Raw genomic sequence first — 19,117 nt, forward strand, 5'->3', positions numbered from 1 at the left:
GCCATGGAAAACAATCAGCCGATTATCATCAAGCGCGTCAAGCGCTTTGCCGGCGGGCATCACGGCGGGGCATGGAAGATCGCCTTCGCCGACTTCGCCACGGCGATGATGGCGTTCTTCCTGGTGCTGTGGCTGCTGTCCACTGCCACCCCGGAACAGAAGATCGCCATCGCCGGTTACTTCAAGGACCCGATCGGCTTCTCGGAAAGCGGCACGCCCTACATCATCGACCTGGGCGGTTCTCCCGAGCTGGCGCCGGAAAACACGCTCAACCCCGAGATCAAGTCGCAGCCGCAGCCGCAGCCGGACAAGGTCACGGTCGACACCGATCAGGTCGAGAGCATGGCCGAGCAGGTGGAAAGAGAGCGTCTGGAACTGTTGCTTCAAGAGCTGCAGAACAAGGTCGAAGAAAACCCGCAATTGCAGAAGTTCAAGGACCAGATCCTGTTCGAGATCACTCCGGACGGCCTGCGTATCCAGATCATCGATTCGGAAAACCGGCCGATGTTCGACTCCGGCAGTGCGCGCCTGAAGCCGTACTTCGAGGACATCCTGCTGGCCATGGCCGACACCATCAAGGCGGTGCCGAACAAGATCAGCATCAGCGGTCACACCGATGCCAAGCCTTACTCGGGCACCGGCGATTTCGGCAACTGGGAGCTTTCGGCCAACCGTGCCAACGCCGCGCGTCGGGCGCTGGTGGCGGGCAGCTATCCGGACGGCCAGGTGGCTCGCGTAGTGGGGTATGCCTCGTCGTCGCTGTTCGATCGCAAGGACCCGTTCAACCCGATCAACCGGCGTATCGACATCGTGGTGCTGACCAAAAAGGCCCAGCGCGCGATCGAAGGCGAAGTCGCTCCCGAGGCCCCGGCACCGACCCAGGGCCAGGGCGCCCCGGGCGAAGTGCCGGTCGACCCGAATGCCTTGCCGCCAGAGCAGGAGCCGCTGCCGGCCCATGAGCTGCGCGAGCGCCTGAATATCTTCGACGACGCCGCACCGAAGACCGAAGGCGCAGCTGCACCCGCAGCTACGCCTCCAGCCACGCGGTGAGGTAAAAGCAGGCTCTGTATAAAGAGTGCTCGATAAAAAAGGCCGCGATCATCGCGGCCTTTTTTGTTTCAGCGTGGTGCTACCTATTAATAGCTGCTGTCCGGCAGGCTGGCGATGATCGAGCGATAGCTGTTCATCCGCTGCTGCTGGATCCGGCCGTCTTCCAGGGCCTTGAGCAGGGCGCAGCCCGGTTCGCGGTCGTGCTTGCAGTCGCGGAAACGGCAGGTGCCCAGCAGGTCGTTGAACTCGATGAAACCCGCTTCGACATCGGCGCGGCTGACGTGGCCCAGGCCGAATTCGCGAATCCCCGGGGAGTCGATCAGTTCGCCGCCGCCCGGGAAGTGGAACAGGCGCGCGGTGGTGGTGGTGTGGGTGCCCTGGCCGGACAGTTCCGACAAAGGCCCGACGCGGGTTTCGACTTCCGGCAGCAGGCTGTTCACCAGCGACGACTTGCCCACGCCCGACTGGCCGACGAACACGCTGATCCGCCCGTCCAGCTGCGCTTGCAGCTGTTCCATGCCGTCGCCGTGGTGCGCCGAGACTTCCAGCACCGGGTAGCCCAGCTGACGATAGACCGCCAGCAAGGCATTCAGGGCGGGGGCATTCTGCTCGTCGATCAGGTCGAACTTGTTGAGCAGCAGCAGCGGACGGATGCCGGCATGTTCGGCGGCTACCAGGTAGCGGTCGATCAGGTTGGCATGGGGTTCGGGCAGCGGGGCGAAGACGATCACGATCATGTCGACGTTGGCGGCCACCGGCTTGAGCTGGCCGCGGCTGTCGGGACGGCACAGCTCGGTGTGGCGCGGCAGTTGCGCGACGATCACGCCGATACCCTGGTTGCCCGGACGCCAGACCACCTGATCGCCGGTCACCAGCGCCGGCAGGTTGGCCCGCAAGTGGCAGCGGAACACCTGGCCGGCCAGTTCGCCCTCGCGCGCCTCGACCTCGACCTGCACACCGAAGTGGGCGATCACCAGGCCGGTCTGTTCGGGGCCGAGATCGCCGCCTTCCAGTGCTTCCACGGCAGAGGATTCACGTTTGGCGGCGCGGGCGGCGCGTTCGCCTTGAATCTTTTCGATGCGCCAGTTTTGGCGACGATTGAGCTGGCGTTTGGCCATTGGTGTTCCGTGTCGATAATGCGGCGGTTAGGTAAAACGGCCGCGAGTTTAGCACGCCGGCAGGTCCCTCTAGGCTAAACTGCGCAACTACGCCGAGGAGCCCACACATGCAAAACCCGCAGAATCTGATCTGGATCGATCTGGAAATGACCGGTCTGAACCCTGATACCGACGTCATCATCGAGATGGCCACCATCGTCACCGATAGCAATCTCAATACCTTGGCTGAAGGTCCGGTCATCGCCATCCACCAGAGCGATGAAGTTCTCGCCGGCATGGATGAGTGGAACACCCGCCAGCACGGCGGTTCGGGGCTGACCCAGCGCGTGCGTGAAAGCCGCATCAGCATGGCTGAAGCGGAAGCGCAGACCATCGCCTTCCTGGAGCAGTGGGTGCCCAAGGGCAAGTCGCCGATCTGTGGCAACAGCATCTGCCAGGATCGCCGCTTCCTGTACCGCCATATGAAGGCACTGGAAAGCTACTTCCACTACCGCAACCTCGACGTTTCCACCCTCAAGGAACTGGCGGCCCGCTGGGCGCCGGACGTGCGCGACAGCTTCAAGAAAGGCAGTACCCACCTGGCCCTGGACGACATCCGCGAGTCGATCGCCGAGTTGCAGCACTACCGCAAGCACTTCATCAAGCTCTGATGGTGCGCTGGCGTCTGTCTGACGCCATCGTGGGCAAGCCTCGCTCCTACGGGTTCGCGCAAGGCTTGCTCGCGATAGATCGCTCCAGGGACTCCAGCAATTCCAGGCGGTGCCCCCTTTTGGTGCCGACAGCAACTGAGTAGACTGCGCGCCTTCCTGTAAGGACCGCCATCATGCTGCTGATGCTTTACCTGATTGCCATTACCGCCGAAGCCATGACTGGCGCCTTGTCCGCCGGTCGTCGCGGCATGGATTGGTTCGGGGTGGTGTTGATCGCCTGCGTCACTGCCCTGGGTGGCGGTTCGGTGCGTGACGTGCTGCTGGGGCATTACCCGCTGACCTGGGTCAAGCACCCGGAGTACCTGGTGTTGACCTCGGTTGCGGCCCTGGTGACGATCTTCATCGCGCCCTTGATGCGCCACTTGCGTTCGCTGTTCCTGGTGCTCGACGCCGTGGGGCTGGTGGCGTTCACCCTGATCGGTTGCATGACCGCCCTGGAAATGGGCCACGGCATGGTGGTGGCTTCGGTCAGCGGGGTGATTACCGGGGTGTTCGGCGGCATCCTGCGGGACATCTTCTGCAACGATATTCCGCTGATCTTCCGTCGTGAGTTGTATGCCAGCGTCTCGTTCGCCGCGGCCTGGTGCTACATGCTCTGCATCTATCTGCAGTTGCCTGGCGAGCAGTCGATCCTCATCACCCTGTTCGGCGGTTTCCTACTGCGCCTGCTGGCGATCCGTTTTCACTGGGAAATGCCCAAGTTCGTCTACAACGACGAGCAATGACGGCTGGCGTGCTGCTTCAGCGCCCATTCCACGTGTTCGCGCACCAGCTCTGACGGGTAATCCCGCCGGGCTTTCAGGGCTTCCAGCACCGGAATGCTCGACGGCGCGTTACCCAGCCCCACTGCCAGGTTGCGCAGCCAGCGCTCATAGCCGGCGCGGCGCAGCGGCGAGCCTTCGGTGCTGCTGAGAAACTTGTCCTCGTCCCACATGAACAGTTCGGCCAGCTCGGCATTGTCGAGGTTGTGGCGTGGCTTGAAATCGCCTTCGCCGGAAGGGCGGGCGAAGCGGTTCCACGGGCAGACGATCTGGCAATCGTCGCAGCCGAACACCCGGTTGCCGATCAGCGGGCGCAGGTCTTCGGGAATGGCGTTTTTCAGTTCGATGGTCAGGTACGAAATGCAGCGCCGGGCGTCCAGTACATAAGGGCCGACGAAGGCCTTGGTCGGGCAGATGTCCAGGCATGCCGTGCAGCGGCCGCAATGCTCGGTGGCGTGTGGCGCGTCCACCGGCAAGGGCAGGTCGACGAACAGTTCGCTGAGGAAAAAATAGCTGCCGGCCTTGCGGTTGAGTACCAGGGTGTTCTTGCCGATCCAGCCGAGCCCGGCTTGTTCGGCGATGGCTTTTTCCAGCACCGGGGCGCTGTCGACGAAGGCGCGATAGCCGAACGGACCGATTTCTTTCTGGATGCGCTCGGCCAGTTGCTGCACGCGCTTGCGGATCAGCTTGTGATAGTCGCGGCCCAGGGCGTAGCGCGAGACATAGGCCTTTTCCGGCTGGGCCAGGCGCTGCGCCATCTGGGTGTCGCCGGGCAGGTAATCCATGCGCAGGGACACCACGCGCAGGGTGCCGGGCACCAGTTCATCCGGATGGGAGCGTTTGCTGCCGTGGGCGCCCATGTAGTCCATTTCGCCGTGGTAGCCGGCCTCGAGCCAACGTTCCAGGTGCTGCTCATGCTCGGCCAGGTCCAGGCCGCTGATGCCGACTTGCTGAAAGCCCAGCTCGCGGCCCCAATCCTTGATCGATTGGGCGAGGGCGGGCAGATCGGTGGTAATGGCAGGCATGAGGCGAGAGAAACCGGAGCTGAGGTGCGTATAATTCTGCCAGACATCGGAGCCCGAAGACGCATGCCGCAGACAAAACACCCTTTACCCGACATTCAGCCGTTGACGCCCGACACGCTACCGCGGCTGGCTGCCCGTTCGCCAAGCGCCCATAAAGGCCAGTTCGGGCACCTGTTGCTGATCGGCGGCGATCGCGGTTTTGGCGGCGCGGCGCTGCTCTGCGCCGAGAGCGCCCTGCGCAGCGGTGCCGGGATGGTTTCTCTGGCGACCCGCAGCGAGCACGTTGCAGCCGCTCTGGCGCGGGTCCCGGAGGTCATGGCCCTGGGTACCGACTCGGCCAACCAGCTGATGGGCATGCTGGAGCAGGCGTCGGTCATCGTGGCGGGCCCCGGGCTGGGGCAGGCGGCCTGGGGGCGTAGCCTTTTATCTGCCGCCGCCAATGCGCCGCGGCCCCAGGTCTGGGATGCCGATGCGCTCAATCTGCTGGCCAAGGGCGGTTTGACCTTGCCGTCGGGCAGCGTGATCACCCCGCACCCGGGGGAGGCCGCCCGGCTGCTGGGGATTTCCACCGCGCAGGTGCAGGCGGATCGCCCCGCCGCCGTACGGGCACTGAGCAAAAAATACACAGCTGTCGCCATCCTGAAGGGCGCCGGAAGTCTGGTGGCCAGCCCTGATAGCCACCTGGCCCGTTGCGACCGGGGGCATCCGGCCATGGCCACGGCGGGACTGGGGGATGTGCTGGCCGGTCTGGTCGGGGCGCTGCTGGCCCAGGGGATGCCGGCGTTCGATAGCGCTTGCCTGGCGGTCTGGCTGCATGCCGTCGCGGGCGAGCATCAAGGTAAATTGGGCCGGGGGCTGGCGGCCAGCGATCTGATCCCGGTCATTCGTCAGTTGCTGGAGGAGCAATCACCGTGTCTGAAATAACCCTGTATCTGGCAGACGAAGACGCCATGATCGCCTTTGGCGCGCGCCTGGCGCAGGTCACTCAAGGGGTGGGTGTGATCTTTCTGGAAGGCGATCTGGGGGCGGGGAAAACCACATTGTCCCGGGGCCTTATCCGTGGCCTGGGACATGCCGGCGCGGTGAAAAGCCCGACCTTTACCCTGGTCGAGCCTTACGAGATTGGCGATGTGCGGGCCTTCCACTTCGATCTTTATCGCCTGGTCGATCCGGAAGAGCTGGAGTTTCTCGGCATCCGCGATTATCTCGAGGGCGATGCACTGTGTCTGATCGAGTGGCCCCAGCGTGGTGCGGGCTTTTTGCCAAAGCCGGACCTGACCATTACCATTAGCCCGCATAACAGCGGGCGCTCCCTGCATTTGTTGTCGCAAGGCTCGCGTGGCGAGGCCTGGTGTGCCGCTTTGGCGTTGGAATTCAAATAATTGATGGGGTTAGGTATGCGCATTCGCGCGTTGGTTGCTGTCGTAGGACTGTTGCTTACGGCATTGGCCGTCGACGCTCTGGCCGCTACACAGGTCCGCAGCGTTCGCCTGTGGCGGGCACCGGATAACACTCGACTGGTATTTGACCTGTCCGGGCCGGTCCAGCACAGCGTCTTCACCCTGACGGCCCCTGATCGTCTGGTGATCGATATCAACGGTGCGACCCTCGGCGGGCCGCTGAATGTCTCCACGGCGAATACGCCGATTACTGCCATGCGTTCGGCCCAGCGCACGCCTACCGACCTGCGGGTGGTCATCGACCTGAAAAAGGCCGTCACCCCCAAGAGTTTTACCCTGACGCCCAATGCCCAGTACGGCAATCGCCTGGTGGTCGACCTGTTCGACAACCCGGCCGATGCCGCGCCGACTCCGCCACCCGCGCCGAATGTCGCGACTGTGCCGGCGGTCCCGGTAACGCCGACCAAGCCTGAGATCAAGCTGCCACCGGCCCCGGCCGGCAAGCGCGATATCGTCGTGGTCATCGATGCCGGTCACGGTGGCGAGGACCCGGGTGCCTCCGGCTCGCGCGGCCAGCATGAGAAAGACGTGGTGCTGGCCATCGCCCGTGAACTGCAGCGCCAGATCAATGGCCTCAAGGGCTTCCGTGCCGAGCTGACCCGTACCGGCGACTACTTCATCCCGCTGCGCGGCCGCACCGAGATCGCCCGCAAGAAAGGCGCCGACCTGTTCGTCTCGATCCACGCCGACGCGGCACCGTCCCGCGCGGCCTTCGGGGCCTCGGTGTTCGCGCTCTCCGACCGTGGCGCCACGTCCGAGACGGCCCGCTGGCTGGCGGACAGCGAAAACCGTTCCGACCTGATCGGCGGGGCCGGCAACGTCAGCCTCGATGACAAGGACCGGATGCTCGCCGGCGTATTGCTGGACTTGTCCATGACGGCCTCGCTGACTTCCAGCCTCAACGTCGGGCAGAAAGTGCTCAGCAACATCGGCCGGGTCACCCCGCTGCACAAGCAGCGCGTCGAACAGGCCGGGTTCATGGTGCTCAAGTCTCCGGACATTCCGTCGATCCTGGTGGAAACCGGCTTTATCTCCAATGCCAACGAGGCGTCCAAGCTGGCCACGGTCAGCCACCAGCAGGCATTGGCGCGCTCCATCAGCAGCGGTGTGCGGCAGTTCTTCCAGCAGAATCCACCGCCGGGCACCTACATCGCCTGGCTGCGTGATTCCGGGAAGATTGCCCAGGGACCTCGCGACCACCGCGTGAGCCCGGGGGAAACCCTGGCAATGATCGCCGTGCGTTATCAGGTTTCCGCCGCCACCCTGCGCAGCGCCAACAACCTGAGCAGCGATGAGCTGAAAATCGGTCAGACCCTCACCATCCCGGGTACAGAACTGGCGGCCAAGGAATGAATGACGCAGTCATCAGCAGCGCCCGCATCGAGCTGCTCAGCCCGCGACTGGCGAACCAGATTGCCGCCGGTGAGGTGGTCGAACGTCCGGCCTCGGTGATCAAGGAGTTGCTGGAAAACAGCCTCGACTCTGGAGCCAAGCGCATCGATGTGGATGTCGAGCAGGCGGGTGTCAAGCTGCTGCGGGTGCGCGACGACGGCAGCGGCATCTCCGCGGACGATCTGCCGCTGGCCCTGGCGCGCCACGCCACCAGCAAGATTCGCAATCTCGAGGACCTGGAACAGGTCATGAGCCTGGGCTTTCGTGGAGAGGCACTGGCTTCCATCAGCTCGGTCGCGCGCTTGACCCTGACTTCCCGCACCCGCGATGCCGATCAGGCCTGGCAGGTGGAAACCGAAGGCCGCGACATGGCGCCGCGAGTGCAGCCGGCGGCCCATCCGGTCGGTACCTCGGTGGAAGTCCGCGACCTGTTCTTCAATACCCCGGCCCGGCGCAAGTTTCTCAAGGCCGAGAAAACCGAGTTCGATCACCTGCAGGAAGTGATCAAGCGCCTGGCCCTGGCGCGTTTCGACGTGGCCTTTCACCTGCGCCATAACGGCAAAAGCGTCCTCAGCCTGCATGAAGCCAACGATGATGTGGCGCGCGCGCGGCGGGTAGCGGCAGTGTGCGGTTCGGGTTTTCTCGAGCAGGCGCTGCCGATCGAGGTCGAGCGTAACGGCCTGCATCTGTGGGGCTGGGTAGGCTTGCCGACTTTTTCCCGCAGCCAGGCGGACCTGCAGTATTTCTACGTCAACGGCCGCGCGGTGCGCGACAAACTGGTGGCCCACGCGGTGCGCCAGGCTTACCGCGACGTGCTGTTCAACGGTCGGCACCCGACCTTTGTGCTGTTCTTCGAAGTCGACCCGGCGGTGGTCGACGTCAACGTGCACCCGACCAAACACGAAGTGCGCTTCCGTGACGGGCGCATGGTCCATGACTTCCTTTATGGCACCCTGCACCGCGCCCTTGGCGATGTCCGGCCGGAAGACCATCTGGCGGCGCCGGCCGCGGTCGCTGGCATCGTGCGGCCGAGCGGGATCGAGGCTGGCGAGTTCGGCCCCCAGGGCGAAATGCGCCTGGCGGCGAACATGACGCTGGAGCAGCCGCAGGCCCAGCCGGCGTTCAATCCACCGGGGTCTGGCTCGGGTGCGGGTTATCAGTATCAGTACACGCCGCGTCCGCAGCCAGTGTTGCCGGCGGCCGAGGCGCAAAGCGCCTATCGTGAGTTCTTCGCGCCACTGCCGGAATCCGGCGCAGCGTCCTTGCCGGATGCTCAGGGCGATATCCCGCCGCTGGGCTATGCGCTGGCGCAGCTCAAAGGCATCTATATCCTCGCGGAAAACGCCCAGGGCCTGGTGCTGGTGGACATGCACGCGGCCCACGAGCGGATCATGTACGAGCGCCTGAAGGTGGCGATGGCCAGCGAAGGCCTGAGTGGTCAGCCGCTGCTGGTACCGGAATCGATCGCGGTCAGCCAGCGCGAAGCCGACTGTGCCGAGGAGCATGTCAGCTGGTTCCAGCGCCTGGGCTTCGAGTTGCAGCGCCTGGGCCCGGAATCGCTGGCGATCCGGCAGATTCCGGCCTTGCTCAAGCAGGCGGAAGCCAATCGCCTGGTGCATGACGTCCTGGCCGACCTGATGGAATACGGCACCAGCGACCGTATCCAGGCGCACCTCAACGAGTTGCTGGGTACCATGGCTTGCCACGGTGCGATCCGTGCCAATCGCCGCCTGGCCCTGCCGGAAATGAACGGCTTGTTGCGCGACATGGAAAACACCGAGCGCAGCGGTCAATGCAACCATGGCCGACCGACCTGGACCCAGCTGGGCCTGGACGATCTGGACAAACTCTTCTTGCGCGGTCGTTGATGAGCCAGCTTCCTCCAGCGATCTTCCTGATGGGCCCGACTGCCGCTGGCAAGACCGACCTGGCCATCGAACTCACCAAGGTTCTGCCTTGTGAACTGATCAGCGTCGATTCGGCGCTGGTCTACCGTGGCATGGACATAGGCACCGCCAAGCCGTCGAAGGAAATCCTGGCCGAGTTTCCACACCGTCTGATCGATATCCTTGACCCGGCCGAGAGCTATTCGGCGGCGGATTTCCGCACCGATGCGCTGGCCGCCATGGCCGATATCACCGCGCGCGGCAAGATTCCGCTGCTGGTGGGCGGCACGATGCTCTATTACAAGGCTCTGCTCGAAGGCCTGGCAGACATGCCGCCGGCCGACCCACAGGTTCGCGCGGAGCTGGAAGAAGAGGCCGCGCGCCTTGGCTGGCAAGCCTTGCATGACCAACTGGCGATGATCGACCCCGAATCGGCGGCGCGGATTCATCCCAATGATCCGCAGCGCCTGACCCGGGCGCTGGAAGTCTATCGGGTCAGCGGCCTGAGCATGACCGCCCACAGACTGCGACAATCTGCGCAAAGTACTGAAGCAGCCGCTTCGGGACGGGGACAATTGCCCTATACTGTCGCGAACTTGGCCATTGCCCCGGCAAACCGTCAGGTACTGCATGAGCGTATTGCACAAAGATTCACAATTATGTTGGAACAGGGATTCGTCGACGAGGTCGTAGCTCTGCGTTCTAGAAGTGACCTGCATGCCGGGTTGCCGTCTATACGTGCTGTAGGCTACCGACAGGTCTGGGATCATCTGGATGGCAAGCTGACATTCGCCGAGATGCAGGAGCGCGGCATCATTGCCACGCGCCAATTGGCGAAGCGCCAGTTCACCTGGTTACGCAGCTGGGCTGATTTACACTGGCTGGACAGCCTGGATTGCGACAATCTGCCACGCGCCTTGAAATACCTGGGAACGGTCTCCATATTGAGCTGAGTCCTTGCAATTGCCGTCTATCCTTGGGGGTGGGGCGGTTTTAGCCATCTGTTTTCCGATTTTTTATTATTGATCCTTAAAGGAGTGCGGCACATGTCAAAAGGGCATTCGCTACAAGACCCTTACTTGAATACTTTACGTAAAGAGAAAGTTGGGGTTTCCATCTATCTGGTCAACGGGATCAAGCTGCAAGGTACGATCGAGTCTTTCGACCAGTTCGTCATCCTGCTGAAGAACACCGTCAGCCAAATGGTTTACAAGCACGCTATCTCGACAGTGGTGCCGGTTCGTCCAATTCGCCTGCCTAGCGCATCCGAATCCGAACAGGGTGACGCTGAGCCAGGTAACGCCTGATAGGAGTCTCCTTTGTTCTTTGAGCGCCACGGTGGTGGTGAACGTGCAATTCTCGTTCACTTGGATGGTCAGGACCCTGAGGCGCGCGAAGATCCGCAGGAGTTTCAGGAGTTGGCAATATCGGCCGGCGCCGAGACCGTCGCGTTTGTTAACGTGCCGCGTCATCGGCCAACCGCCAAGTACCTGGTTGGCAGCGGCAAGGTCGAAGAATTACGCGACCTGGTCAAAGCCGAACAGGTCGACCTGGTGATTTTCAATCACATCCTCACACCCAGTCAGGAACGTAACCTCGAACGTGCTTTCGAGTGTCGCGTGATTGACCGCACGGGTCTGATTCTCGATATTTTCGCTCAGCGCGCCCGCACTCACGAAGGCAAGCTCCAGGTAGAACTGGCCCAGCTTGAATATATGAGTACCCGTCTGGTTCGCGGCTGGACTCACCTTGAACGGCAGAAGGGCGGTATCGGCCTGCGTGGTCCGGGTGAAACCCAGCTCGAGACCGACCGGCGTCTTCTGCGGGTTCGCCTGCGGCAGATCAAGGCCCGGCTGGAGAAGGTCCGCAGCCAGCGCGAGCAGGCTCGTCGTGGGCGCAAGCGTGCCGACATTCCTTCGGTATCGTTGGTGGGCTACACCAACGCCGGCAAGTCCACCTTGTTCAACTCCGTGACCGAGTCCGATGTGTTTGCGGCCAACCAACTGTTCGCCACCCTCGATCCGACCTTGCGCCGGCTCGAACTGGACGATCTTGGTCCGGTCGTGTTGGCCGACACCGTGGGGTTCATTCGTCATCTGCCGCACAAACTGGTCGAGGCGTTTCGGGCTACGCTCGAAGAGTCGAGCAACTCCGACCTGCTGCTGCATGTGATCGATGCTCATGAGCCGGAGCGCATGGCCCAGATCGAACAGGTCATGGTGGTGCTCGGCGAGATCGGGGCCCAGGACTTGCCGATACTGGAGGTCTATAACAAACTCGATTTGCTCGAGGGGGTCGACCCGCAGATCCAGCGCGATGCCGATGGCAAGCCGCAGCGGGTCTGGTTGTCGGCTCGTGAAGGGCAAGGGCTGGACCTGCTCAAGCAGGCCATTGCCGAGTTGCTCGGCGAGGATTTGTTTGTAGGTACCTTGCGCTTGCCGCAGCGTTTTGCTCGACTGCGAGCGCAGTTCTTCGAGTTGGGCGCAGTGCAGAAAGAAGATCACGACGAGGAAGGTGTCAGCCTGCTGGCTGTCCGCTTGCCGCGAGTCGAGCTGAATCGACTGGTAAGCCGCGAAGGCATGCAGCCGCTGGAGTTCATCGAGCAACACACTTTGCAATAAAAGCCTGAGAAAGCGGTTGTGCCGCTGTAGCAGGCATTCTGTAGCATTGGTCGGCGCGCCGTGGGTGCGTCTTTGCTTTATCAGATGGAGAGCGCTATGGCTTGGAATGAGCCGGGTGGCAACTCGAATAATCAGGATCCTTGGGGTGGTAAGCGCCGCAACAATGGCGACCGCAAGGGGCCACCGGATCTCGACGAGGCCTTCCGCAAGCTGCAGGAAAGCCTGAATGGGTTGTTCGGTGGTGGCAAGAAACGTGGTGACGATGGTGGCAGTTCCGGCAAGGGCGGCGGTCTCGGCCTGCTCGGTATCGGTCTGGTCGTGCTGGCGGCCGTGTGGCTGTACAGCGCGGTGTATGTCGTGGACGAGCAGGAGCAGGCCGTGGTGCTGCGCTTCGGCAAGTACTACGAAACCGTCGGCCCGGGCCTGAACATCTACTTCCCGCCGATCGATCGCAAGTACATGGAAAACGTCACGCGCGAGCGTGCCTATACCAAGCAGGGTCAAATGCTGACTGAAGACGAGAATATCGTCGAAGTGCCGCTGACCGTGCAGTACAAGATCAGCAACCTGCAGGACTTCGTGCTGAACGTCGATCAGCCGGAAATCAGCCTGCAGCACGCCACCGACAGTGCGCTGCGCCACGTAGTGGGTTCCACCGCGATGGACCAGGTGCTGACCGAAGGTCGTGAGTTGATGGCCAGCGAAATCAAGGAGCGTCTGCAACGTTTCCTCGATACCTATCGCACCGGTATCACCGTTACCCAGGTGAACGTACAGAGCGCAGCGGCACCGCGTGAAGTGCAGGAGGCCTTCGATGACGTGATCCGCGCCCGTGAAGACGAGCAGCGTTCGCGCAACCAGGCTGAAACCTACGCCAACGGCGTCGTGCCGGAAGCCCGTGGTCAGGCCCAGCGCATCATCGAGGATGCCAACGGTTACCGTGGCGAAGTGGTTTCCCGCGCCAAGGGTGAGGCCGATCGCTTCACCAAACTGGTGGCCGAATACCGCAAGGCGCCTGAAGTGACCCGTGAGCGTCTGTACCTGGACACCATGCAGGAAGTCTTCAGCAATACCAGCAAGGTTCTCGTGACCGGCAACAAGAACGGCCAGAGCAATCTGCTGTACCTGCCGCTGGACAAAATGGTCGAAAGTGGCCGCAGCACCAGTGCTCCGGTGACCGGCGCAGCAGCCAGCAGCAACGAAGCGAATGCGCGTGCGGCAGCTGATCTGCAGCAACAGCAAGCGCGTACCAGGGAGAGTCGCTGATGAGCAATAAATCGCTGATCGCCCTTATCGTTGGCGTCGTCGTGGCGATCGCTGCCTGGAACTGCTTCTACATCGTCGCTCAGACCGAGCGCGCGGTGTTGCTGCAGTTCGGTCGTGTGGTCCAGGCTGACGTTCAGCCGGGCCTGCATGTGAAAGTGCCCTATGTGAACCAGGTGCGTAAGTTCGACGCTCGCCTGATGACCCTGGATGCACCGACCCAGCGTTTCCTGACGCTGGAAAAGAAAGCCGTGATGGTCGATGCCTATGCCAAATGGCGCGTGAAGGATGCGGAGCGTTTCTATACCGCGACTTCCGGCCTCAAGCAGATCGCCGACGAGCGTCTTTCCCGTCGTCTGGAGTCGGGCCTGCGTGACCAGTTCGGCAAGCGCACCCTGCACGAAGTGGTTTCCGGTGAGCGTGATGCGCTGATGGCGGACATCACGGCTTCGCTCAACAAGATGGCCGAGAAAGAGCTGGGCATCGAAGTGGTCGATGTCCGGGTCAAGACCATCGACTTGCCGAAGGAAGTGAACCGCAGCGTCTTCGAGCGTATGAGCACCGAGCGTGAGCGTGAAGCGCGTGAGCATCGCGCCAAGGGTAACGAGCTGGCGGAAGGTATTCGTGCCGACGCCGATCGTCAGCGCCGCGTACTGCTGGCCGAAGCCTATCGTGAGTCGGAAGAGATTCGCGGTGATGGCGACGCCCAGGCTGCGGCCATCTACTCCAAGGCCTACGGTCAGGATCAGGAGTTCTACGGTTTCTACCGTAGCCTGCGTGCCTATCGTGAAAGCTTCGCGAACAAATCCGACGTCATGGTCCTGGACCCAAGCAGCGACTTTTTCCGTTACCTGGAAAAGGCCAAGCCTTGATGCGACGTTGACCTGAATCGCCCCGCCCGGCGGCTAAAGTGTCTGGCGGGGTGATCCTTTGGGAAAACGAGTGTATGATGCGGCAGCCGGGAAATTCCCGGCTTTTTTGCGTCTGCACGTTTGATTGTGGTTGTTGGTGCAAGACGGCGAGTTGAACGACTCGACAGTTTTTTTCGAGGAAAGTGAGTGGCGAAGCCGGTTTCAGGCTTTTCGCCCCGTCGCCCATGCGCGTGGTTTGCACATGGGCCGATCATTTTCTGCTTCACTCAAGGCCCGCCCATAGGCTGGCCGCCTGGATCACAGGGGAATGGCGTAATGGCAACGGTAGACCGCTGGCTGCTGCCAGATGGCATCGAAGAAGTACTGCCACCTGAGGCGGCGCGCATTGAAGTTGCGCGTCGCCAGGTGTTGGATCTGTTCCAGAGCTGGGGTTACGAGTTCGTCGTGACCCCTCATATCGAGTACCTGGAATCCTTGCTGACTGGCGCGGGCCAGGACCTCGATCTGCGTACCTTCAAGGTCATCGACCCGCAATCGGGTCGGCAGATGGGTTTCCGCGCCGACATTACGCCGCAGGTGGCCCGTATCGATGCGCATACCCTGCGTCGCGAAGGCCCGAGCCGCCTGTGTTACGCCGGTAGCGTGCTGCATGCGCAGCCGCGTGCCTTGTCGTCCTCGCGCAGCCCGATCCAGCTGGGTGCCGAGTTGTATGGCGATGCGAGCCCGAGCAGCGACGTGGAAGTCATCAGCCTGATGCTGGCGATGCTGCAACTGGCCGATGTGCCGGATGTGCACATGGATCTGGGGCATGTCGGTATCTACCGTGGCCTGGCCCGCGCGGCCGGTCTCTCCGGCGAAGTGGAACAGCAACTGTTCGACGCCCTGCAACGCAAGGCCATCGACGAAGTCATTACCTTGACCGAAGGCCTGCCGGCCGACCTGTCCGGCATGCTGCGGGCGCTGGTCGACCTGTGCGGCGGCCGTGAAGTGCTGGCTGCAGCCCGCGAGCGCCTGGCCAATGCGCCGGCGCCGGTGCTGGCGGCCCTGGACGACCTGTTGGCGATTGCCGAGCGTCTTTCCGTGCGTTTCCCTGAATTGCCGCTGTACTTCGACCTGGGCGAGTTGCGTGGCTACCACTACCACACAGGTGTGGTATTCGCGGTGTTCGTGCCGGGCGTTGGCCAGTCCATTGCCCAGGGCGGTCGTTACGACGACATCGGCGCCGACTTCGGTCGCGCCCGTCCGGCAACCGGCTTCTCTACCGATTTGAAAACCCTGGTGACCCTGGGGCGTGCTGAGATCGAGCTACCGTCTGGCGGTATCTGGATGCCGGACAGTACGGATGCAGCCCTCTGGCAGCAGGTTTGCCAGTTGCGCAGTGAGGGTCAGCGCGTGGTTCAGGCCTTGCCTGGACAACCATTGGCCGCCGCCCGTGAAGCGGACTGCGACCGGCAATTGATTCAGCAGAACGGGCTTTGGCAAGTATTGCCGCTGGCTTCTTGAGTTTTCCCGCCGGCCGTTGCCGGCACCAAGTTTGCGCGAATGAGGACAAGTGTTATGGGTAAGAATGTCGTAGTCCTGGGCACCCAGTGGGGTGATGAGGGCAAAGGCAAGATCGTTGATCTGCTGACCGAACATGCTGCCGCCGTAGTGCGCTACCAAGGTGGCCACAACGCTGGCCACACCCTGGTGATCGACGGCGAGAAAACCGTCTTGCACCTGATCCCTTCGGGTGTGCTGCGCGAAGGCGTCCAGTGCCTGATCGGCAACGGCGTGGTGGTTGCGCCGGACGCCTTGCTGCGTGAAATCGTCAAGCTGGAAGAGAAAGGCGTACCGGTGCGTGAGCGCCTGCGTATCAGCCCATCCTGCCCGCTGATCCTGTCCTACCACGTAGCGCTGGACCAGGCGCGTGAAAAGGCCCGCGGCGAGCAGAAGATCGGTACCACCGGTCGCGGCATCGGCCCGGCTTACGAAGACAAGGTCGCTCGTCGCGGCCTGCGTATCGGCGACCTGTTCCACCGCGAGCGTTTCGCCGCGAAGCTGGGCGAGTTGCTGGACTACCACAACTTCGTACTGGTCAATTACTACAAAGAGCCGGCCATCGACTTCCAGAAGACGCTCGACGAGTGCATGGAATACGCCGAGCTGCTCAAGCCGATGATGCTGGACGTGACCGCCGAGCTGCACCAGCTGCGTCGCGCGGGCAAGGACATCATGTTCGAAGGCGCCCAGGGCTCGCTGCTGGACATCGACCACGGTACCTATCCGTACGTCACCAGCTCCAACACCACTGCCGGCGGCATCGCCACCGGTTCGGGCGTTGGCCCGATGTACCTGGACTACATTCTCGGTATCACCAAGGCTTACACCACTCGTGTAGGTTCGGGTCCGTTCCCGACCGAACTGTTCGATGACGTGGGCGCTTTCCTGGCCAAGCGTGGCCATGAGTTCGGTGCAACCACCGGCCGTGCCCGCCGTTGCGGCTGGTTCGATGCCGTCATCCTGCGTCGCGCCATCGACGTCAACAGCATCTCGGGCCTGTGCCTGACCAAGCTGGACGTGCTGGATGGCCTGGAAACCATCAACATCTGCGTGGGCTACAAAAACCAGGATGGCGCAGTCATCGACGCGCCAACCGATGCTGACAGCTACATCGGCCTGGAGCCGGTATACGAGCAGATGCCAGGCTGGAGCGAGTCGACGCTGGGGGCCAAGACCCTGGAAGAGCTGCCGGCCGCTGCCCGTGCCTACATCAAGCGTATCGAAGAGCTGGTCGGCGCGCCGATCGACATTATTTCGACAGGCCCGGACCGCAACGAGACCATCGTTCTGCGTCACCCGTTTGCTTGATAAGTCGTTGATGTAAAAAACAAAGGCCCCTCCTCAGGGGCCTTTGTCGTTTCTGCCTGCCAGGCGGCACGACCCTTGCTGTGATTTGCCCTTCCAGAGTGCCATCAATTTGATGGCGTTGAAGTAGAGGGATTTCCTGTGTCGGCCGTTCTCTCACTGTTACAAAGCCGTTTGTTGCGGCCTGTGTTCGTTACCCTTGGTATCGCTCTTTTGGTGCAGGTGTTGGTTGCCGTTGCCCTGACCCGGAGCACGGTGACGGCGCTGGAGGCGGATCTGGCCATTCGTCTGGGCGTCGATAGCCAGAAGCTGTCCGGCGAACTGGAACAGGCGGCTCGCGAGGTCACTTCGAGCCTGGAAAGCCTTTCCAGCAGCACCCGGCAACGCTTGACCGCCGGGCTCTCCTCGCGCCTGGAAGAGGAGCAGGCGCAATTGCGCACGACGCTGGAGAAGGATCTCAAGGATTCAGCCAATGATATGGCCCAGTTGCTCGCTTCGGTGGCCCCACGCGCCATGTGGGACAGCGACGTTCCGACCCTCTCCGAGTTCGCCCGGCGCGCCCAGCGCAATCCCAACGTGCTGTTCGTGGTGTACGACGACGCCAATGGCGAGCACCTGACCCGCTATCTGAACCGGGAAAACCCGATCAACAAGGCGCTGCTGGAAAAGGGCAAGGGCGACCGTGCCTTGGACAAAGTGCTAGACGCGGCCAAGAACGATCCATCGGTCTACTACCTGGAAGCCTCCATCAGTCCTAACGGCGTGGAGATCGGCAAGGTGCTGATGGGGGTTTCCACGGCGTCGGTCGAGGCGGATGTGGCGGCGCTGGACAAGCGTTTCGAGGCCTTGATCGCCAATAGCGCCCAGCTGGTCGGCGATAGCCTCAAGGGCGCTTCGGCGGGCAGTTCTGCGGCCATGCGTGCGCGCCTGCAGTCGGCGCAGACCAGCGCTTCGGACATGCAGGCCAACACCGCGGGTACCGTGCAGGACGCGGCGGCCACCCTGCGCTGGCGCATCGGCATGGGCCTGGCGTTGGTCGGCTGCGGGGTCTTGCTGTTGCTGGCGGTGGTGCTGGGGCGGCGAGTGGTCAGCAAGCTGCATCTGCTGATCGCCGCGCTAAACGATCTGGCGGCCGGTGAGGGCGATCTGACCAAACGGGTCCAGCTCAACAGCAATGACGAGATCGGCGACATGGCCTCGGCGGTCAATCGCTTTGTCGACAAGTTGCAGCCGATCGTGCGTGAGGCCGGCGATGTGGCGCAGCGTACTGGCGTCGAAATCGGCGCGATGAGCCTGCGTAATGCCGGGGCGGATGCCGCGGCCGAGGCCCAGCGTGACGAGGTGGCGGAGAGTTTGCGGGCGCTGTCGCAGATGGCTGACGAGGCCCAGGCGGAAAGCCAGGCGATGCAGGCGGCCTTGCAGCAGGTGGTGGAGATCCGTCAGGCGACCGACGAAAACACCCGGACCTCGGCCCAGGTGGGCGGTCTGATCGAGGCACTGGCGGGGCAGGTCGACACGGGGGCCAAGGTCATCGAACGCCTGGCGCAGCAGAGCGAACAGATCGAGGTGGTGTTGACGGTGATTCATGGGATTGCCGAGCAGACCAACCTGCTGGCTTTGAATGCGGCCATTGAAGCGGCGCGGGCCGGGGAAACCGGGCGCGGCTTTGCGGTGGTGGCCGATGAGGTCAGGGCGCTGGCGAGCAAGACGCAAAGCTCTACCGGCGATATCCAGGCGCATATCGGTGCGCTGCAGCAGGGCGCGCGCGAGGCGGTGGCGGCGATCGGCCAGGCTGGAAGGCAGGCTAGCGAAGGGTTGCTGGTGTTGCGCGACAGTGCGCGGCTGCAACAATCGGTGCAGTCGTCGGTGGAGCAGGTGCACGCGGCGATTGGCCTGGCGACCCAGGCGGCCGCCCATCAGGCTCAGGGCGCGCAAGCGGTGCGCGGCCGGGTCGAGACCATCCATGCCCAGGCTGAGCGTGCCGCTCAGGCTGTGGTGGAGACCACGGCCAGCGGCAAGGTACTGGATAGCCTGGCAGCCCAACTGAAGGCCAGCCTGGGGCAGTTCCGGGCTTGAGTGTTCACGAGGCTGAATGCTCGGGGCGGGGCTCCT

At 62.8% G+C, this 19,117-nt stretch carries 17 protein-coding genes; 15 read left to right on the forward strand and 2 right to left on the reverse strand.

Annotation, left to right across the window (positions count from 1 at the left end):
• Positions 1–3: 3 nt before the first annotated feature.
• Positions 4–1,050 carry a flagellar motor protein MotB gene (gene motB / locus BMY68_RS26840; RefSeq protein WP_085533618.1) on the forward strand — a complete coding sequence of 349 codons (1,047 nt, stop codon included), beginning with the start codon at positions 4–6 and terminating at the stop codon, positions 1,048–1,050.
• Between the two features lie 86 nt (positions 1,051–1,136).
• Here the strand turns inward: motB and rsgA are convergent, their stop codons facing one another.
• The gene (gene rsgA, locus BMY68_RS26845; protein WP_007921400.1) at positions 1,137–2,168 is read right to left on the reverse strand and encodes a small ribosomal subunit biogenesis GTPase RsgA; all 1,032 of its coding nucleotides are present in this window, start codon (positions 2,166–2,168) and stop codon (positions 1,137–1,139) included.
• 107 nt (positions 2,169–2,275) lie between these two features.
• On the opposite strand from rsgA, the gene orn reads away from it, so the two are divergent.
• Together orn and BMY68_RS26855 are read left to right on the forward strand one after the other, a co-directional pair.
• Positions 2,276–2,818, forward strand: a complete 543-nt coding sequence (orn, locus tag BMY68_RS26850; RefSeq protein ID WP_009041900.1) for an oligoribonuclease — start codon at positions 2,276–2,278, stop codon at positions 2,816–2,818.
• A 170-nt stretch (positions 2,819–2,988) separates the two neighbouring features.
• Positions 2,989–3,603 carry a trimeric intracellular cation channel family protein gene (locus BMY68_RS26855; protein ID WP_169915460.1) on the forward strand — a complete coding sequence of 205 codons (615 nt, stop codon included), beginning with the start codon at positions 2,989–2,991 and terminating at the stop codon, positions 3,601–3,603.
• On the opposite strand, the gene queG is transcribed toward BMY68_RS26855, so the two are convergent.
• On the reverse strand, positions 3,585–4,664 hold the full coding sequence (gene queG, locus BMY68_RS26860) for a tRNA epoxyqueuosine(34) reductase QueG (protein WP_009041901.1): 1,080 nt from the start codon (positions 4,662–4,664) through the stop codon (positions 3,585–3,587). The two genes, BMY68_RS26855 and queG, sit on opposite strands and share 19 nt — an antisense overlap.
• A 63-nt stretch (positions 4,665–4,727) precedes the next feature.
• On the opposite strand from queG, the gene BMY68_RS26865 reads away from it, so the two are divergent.
• The 12 genes from BMY68_RS26865 (at position 4,728) to BMY68_RS26920 (ending at position 19,081) form a co-directional block, all read left to right on the forward strand.
• A complete protein-coding gene (locus BMY68_RS26865; protein WP_085533620.1) occupies positions 4,728–5,588 on the forward strand; it encodes an NAD(P)H-hydrate dehydratase in 861 nt (286 codons plus the stop codon).
• Entirely contained in the window at positions 5,576–6,046 is a 471-nt protein-coding gene (tsaE, locus tag BMY68_RS26870) for a tRNA (adenosine(37)-N6)-threonylcarbamoyltransferase complex ATPase subunit type 1 TsaE (RefSeq protein WP_009041903.1), read from the forward strand. Before BMY68_RS26865 ends, tsaE begins: the two co-directional genes overlap by 13 nt.
• Positions 6,047–6,049: 3 nt before the next feature.
• On the forward strand, positions 6,050–7,477 hold the full coding sequence (locus tag BMY68_RS26875; protein WP_202949036.1) for an N-acetylmuramoyl-L-alanine amidase: 1,428 nt from the start codon (positions 6,050–6,052) through the stop codon (positions 7,475–7,477).
• Positions 7,474–9,384 (forward strand): DNA mismatch repair endonuclease MutL, encoded by a 1,911-nt coding sequence (gene mutL, locus BMY68_RS26880; protein WP_085533622.1) that lies wholly within the window; start codon positions 7,474–7,476, stop codon positions 9,382–9,384. Before BMY68_RS26875 ends, mutL begins: the two co-directional genes overlap by 4 nt.
• Positions 9,384–10,355, forward strand: a complete 972-nt coding sequence (miaA, locus tag BMY68_RS26885; RefSeq protein ID WP_009041905.1) for a tRNA (adenosine(37)-N6)-dimethylallyltransferase MiaA — start codon at positions 9,384–9,386, stop codon at positions 10,353–10,355. Before mutL ends, miaA begins: the two co-directional genes overlap by 1 nt.
• A gap of 93 nt (positions 10,356–10,448) precedes the next feature.
• The gene (gene hfq / locus BMY68_RS26890) at positions 10,449–10,709 is read left to right on the forward strand and encodes an RNA chaperone Hfq (protein ID WP_007921378.1); all 261 of its coding nucleotides are present in this window, start codon (positions 10,449–10,451) and stop codon (positions 10,707–10,709) included.
• A gap of 12 nt (positions 10,710–10,721) precedes the next feature.
• On the forward strand, positions 10,722–12,023 hold the full coding sequence (gene hflX, locus BMY68_RS26895; protein ID WP_007921372.1) for a ribosome rescue GTPase HflX: 1,302 nt from the start codon (positions 10,722–10,724) through the stop codon (positions 12,021–12,023).
• A 96-nt stretch (positions 12,024–12,119) separates the two neighbouring features.
• Positions 12,120–13,289, forward strand: coding sequence for an FtsH protease activity modulator HflK (gene hflK / locus BMY68_RS26900; RefSeq protein ID WP_007921369.1), 1,170 nt, complete (start codon positions 12,120–12,122; stop codon positions 13,287–13,289).
• Entirely contained in the window at positions 13,289–14,158 is an 870-nt protein-coding gene (gene hflC / locus BMY68_RS26905) for a protease modulator HflC (protein WP_007921367.1), read from the forward strand. Before hflK ends, hflC begins: the two co-directional genes overlap by 1 nt.
• 315 nt (positions 14,159–14,473) lie before the next feature.
• The gene (locus BMY68_RS26910) at positions 14,474–15,661 is read left to right on the forward strand and encodes an ATP phosphoribosyltransferase regulatory subunit (protein ID WP_009046692.1); all 1,188 of its coding nucleotides are present in this window, start codon (positions 14,474–14,476) and stop codon (positions 15,659–15,661) included.
• Between the two features lie 54 nt (positions 15,662–15,715).
• Positions 15,716–17,008, forward strand: a complete 1,293-nt coding sequence (locus BMY68_RS26915; RefSeq protein WP_009041907.1) for an adenylosuccinate synthase — start codon at positions 15,716–15,718, stop codon at positions 17,006–17,008.
• 138 nt (positions 17,009–17,146) lie between these two features.
• On the forward strand, positions 17,147–19,081 hold the full coding sequence (locus BMY68_RS26920) for a methyl-accepting chemotaxis protein (RefSeq protein WP_085533624.1): 1,935 nt from the start codon (positions 17,147–17,149) through the stop codon (positions 19,079–19,081).
• Positions 19,082–19,117: the final 36 nt, after the last annotated feature.

It is taken from the genome of Pseudomonas sp. NFACC41-3, from assembly GCF_900109505.1.
GTDB lineage: Bacteria > Pseudomonadota > Gammaproteobacteria > Pseudomonadales > Pseudomonadaceae > Aquipseudomonas > Aquipseudomonas chlororaphis.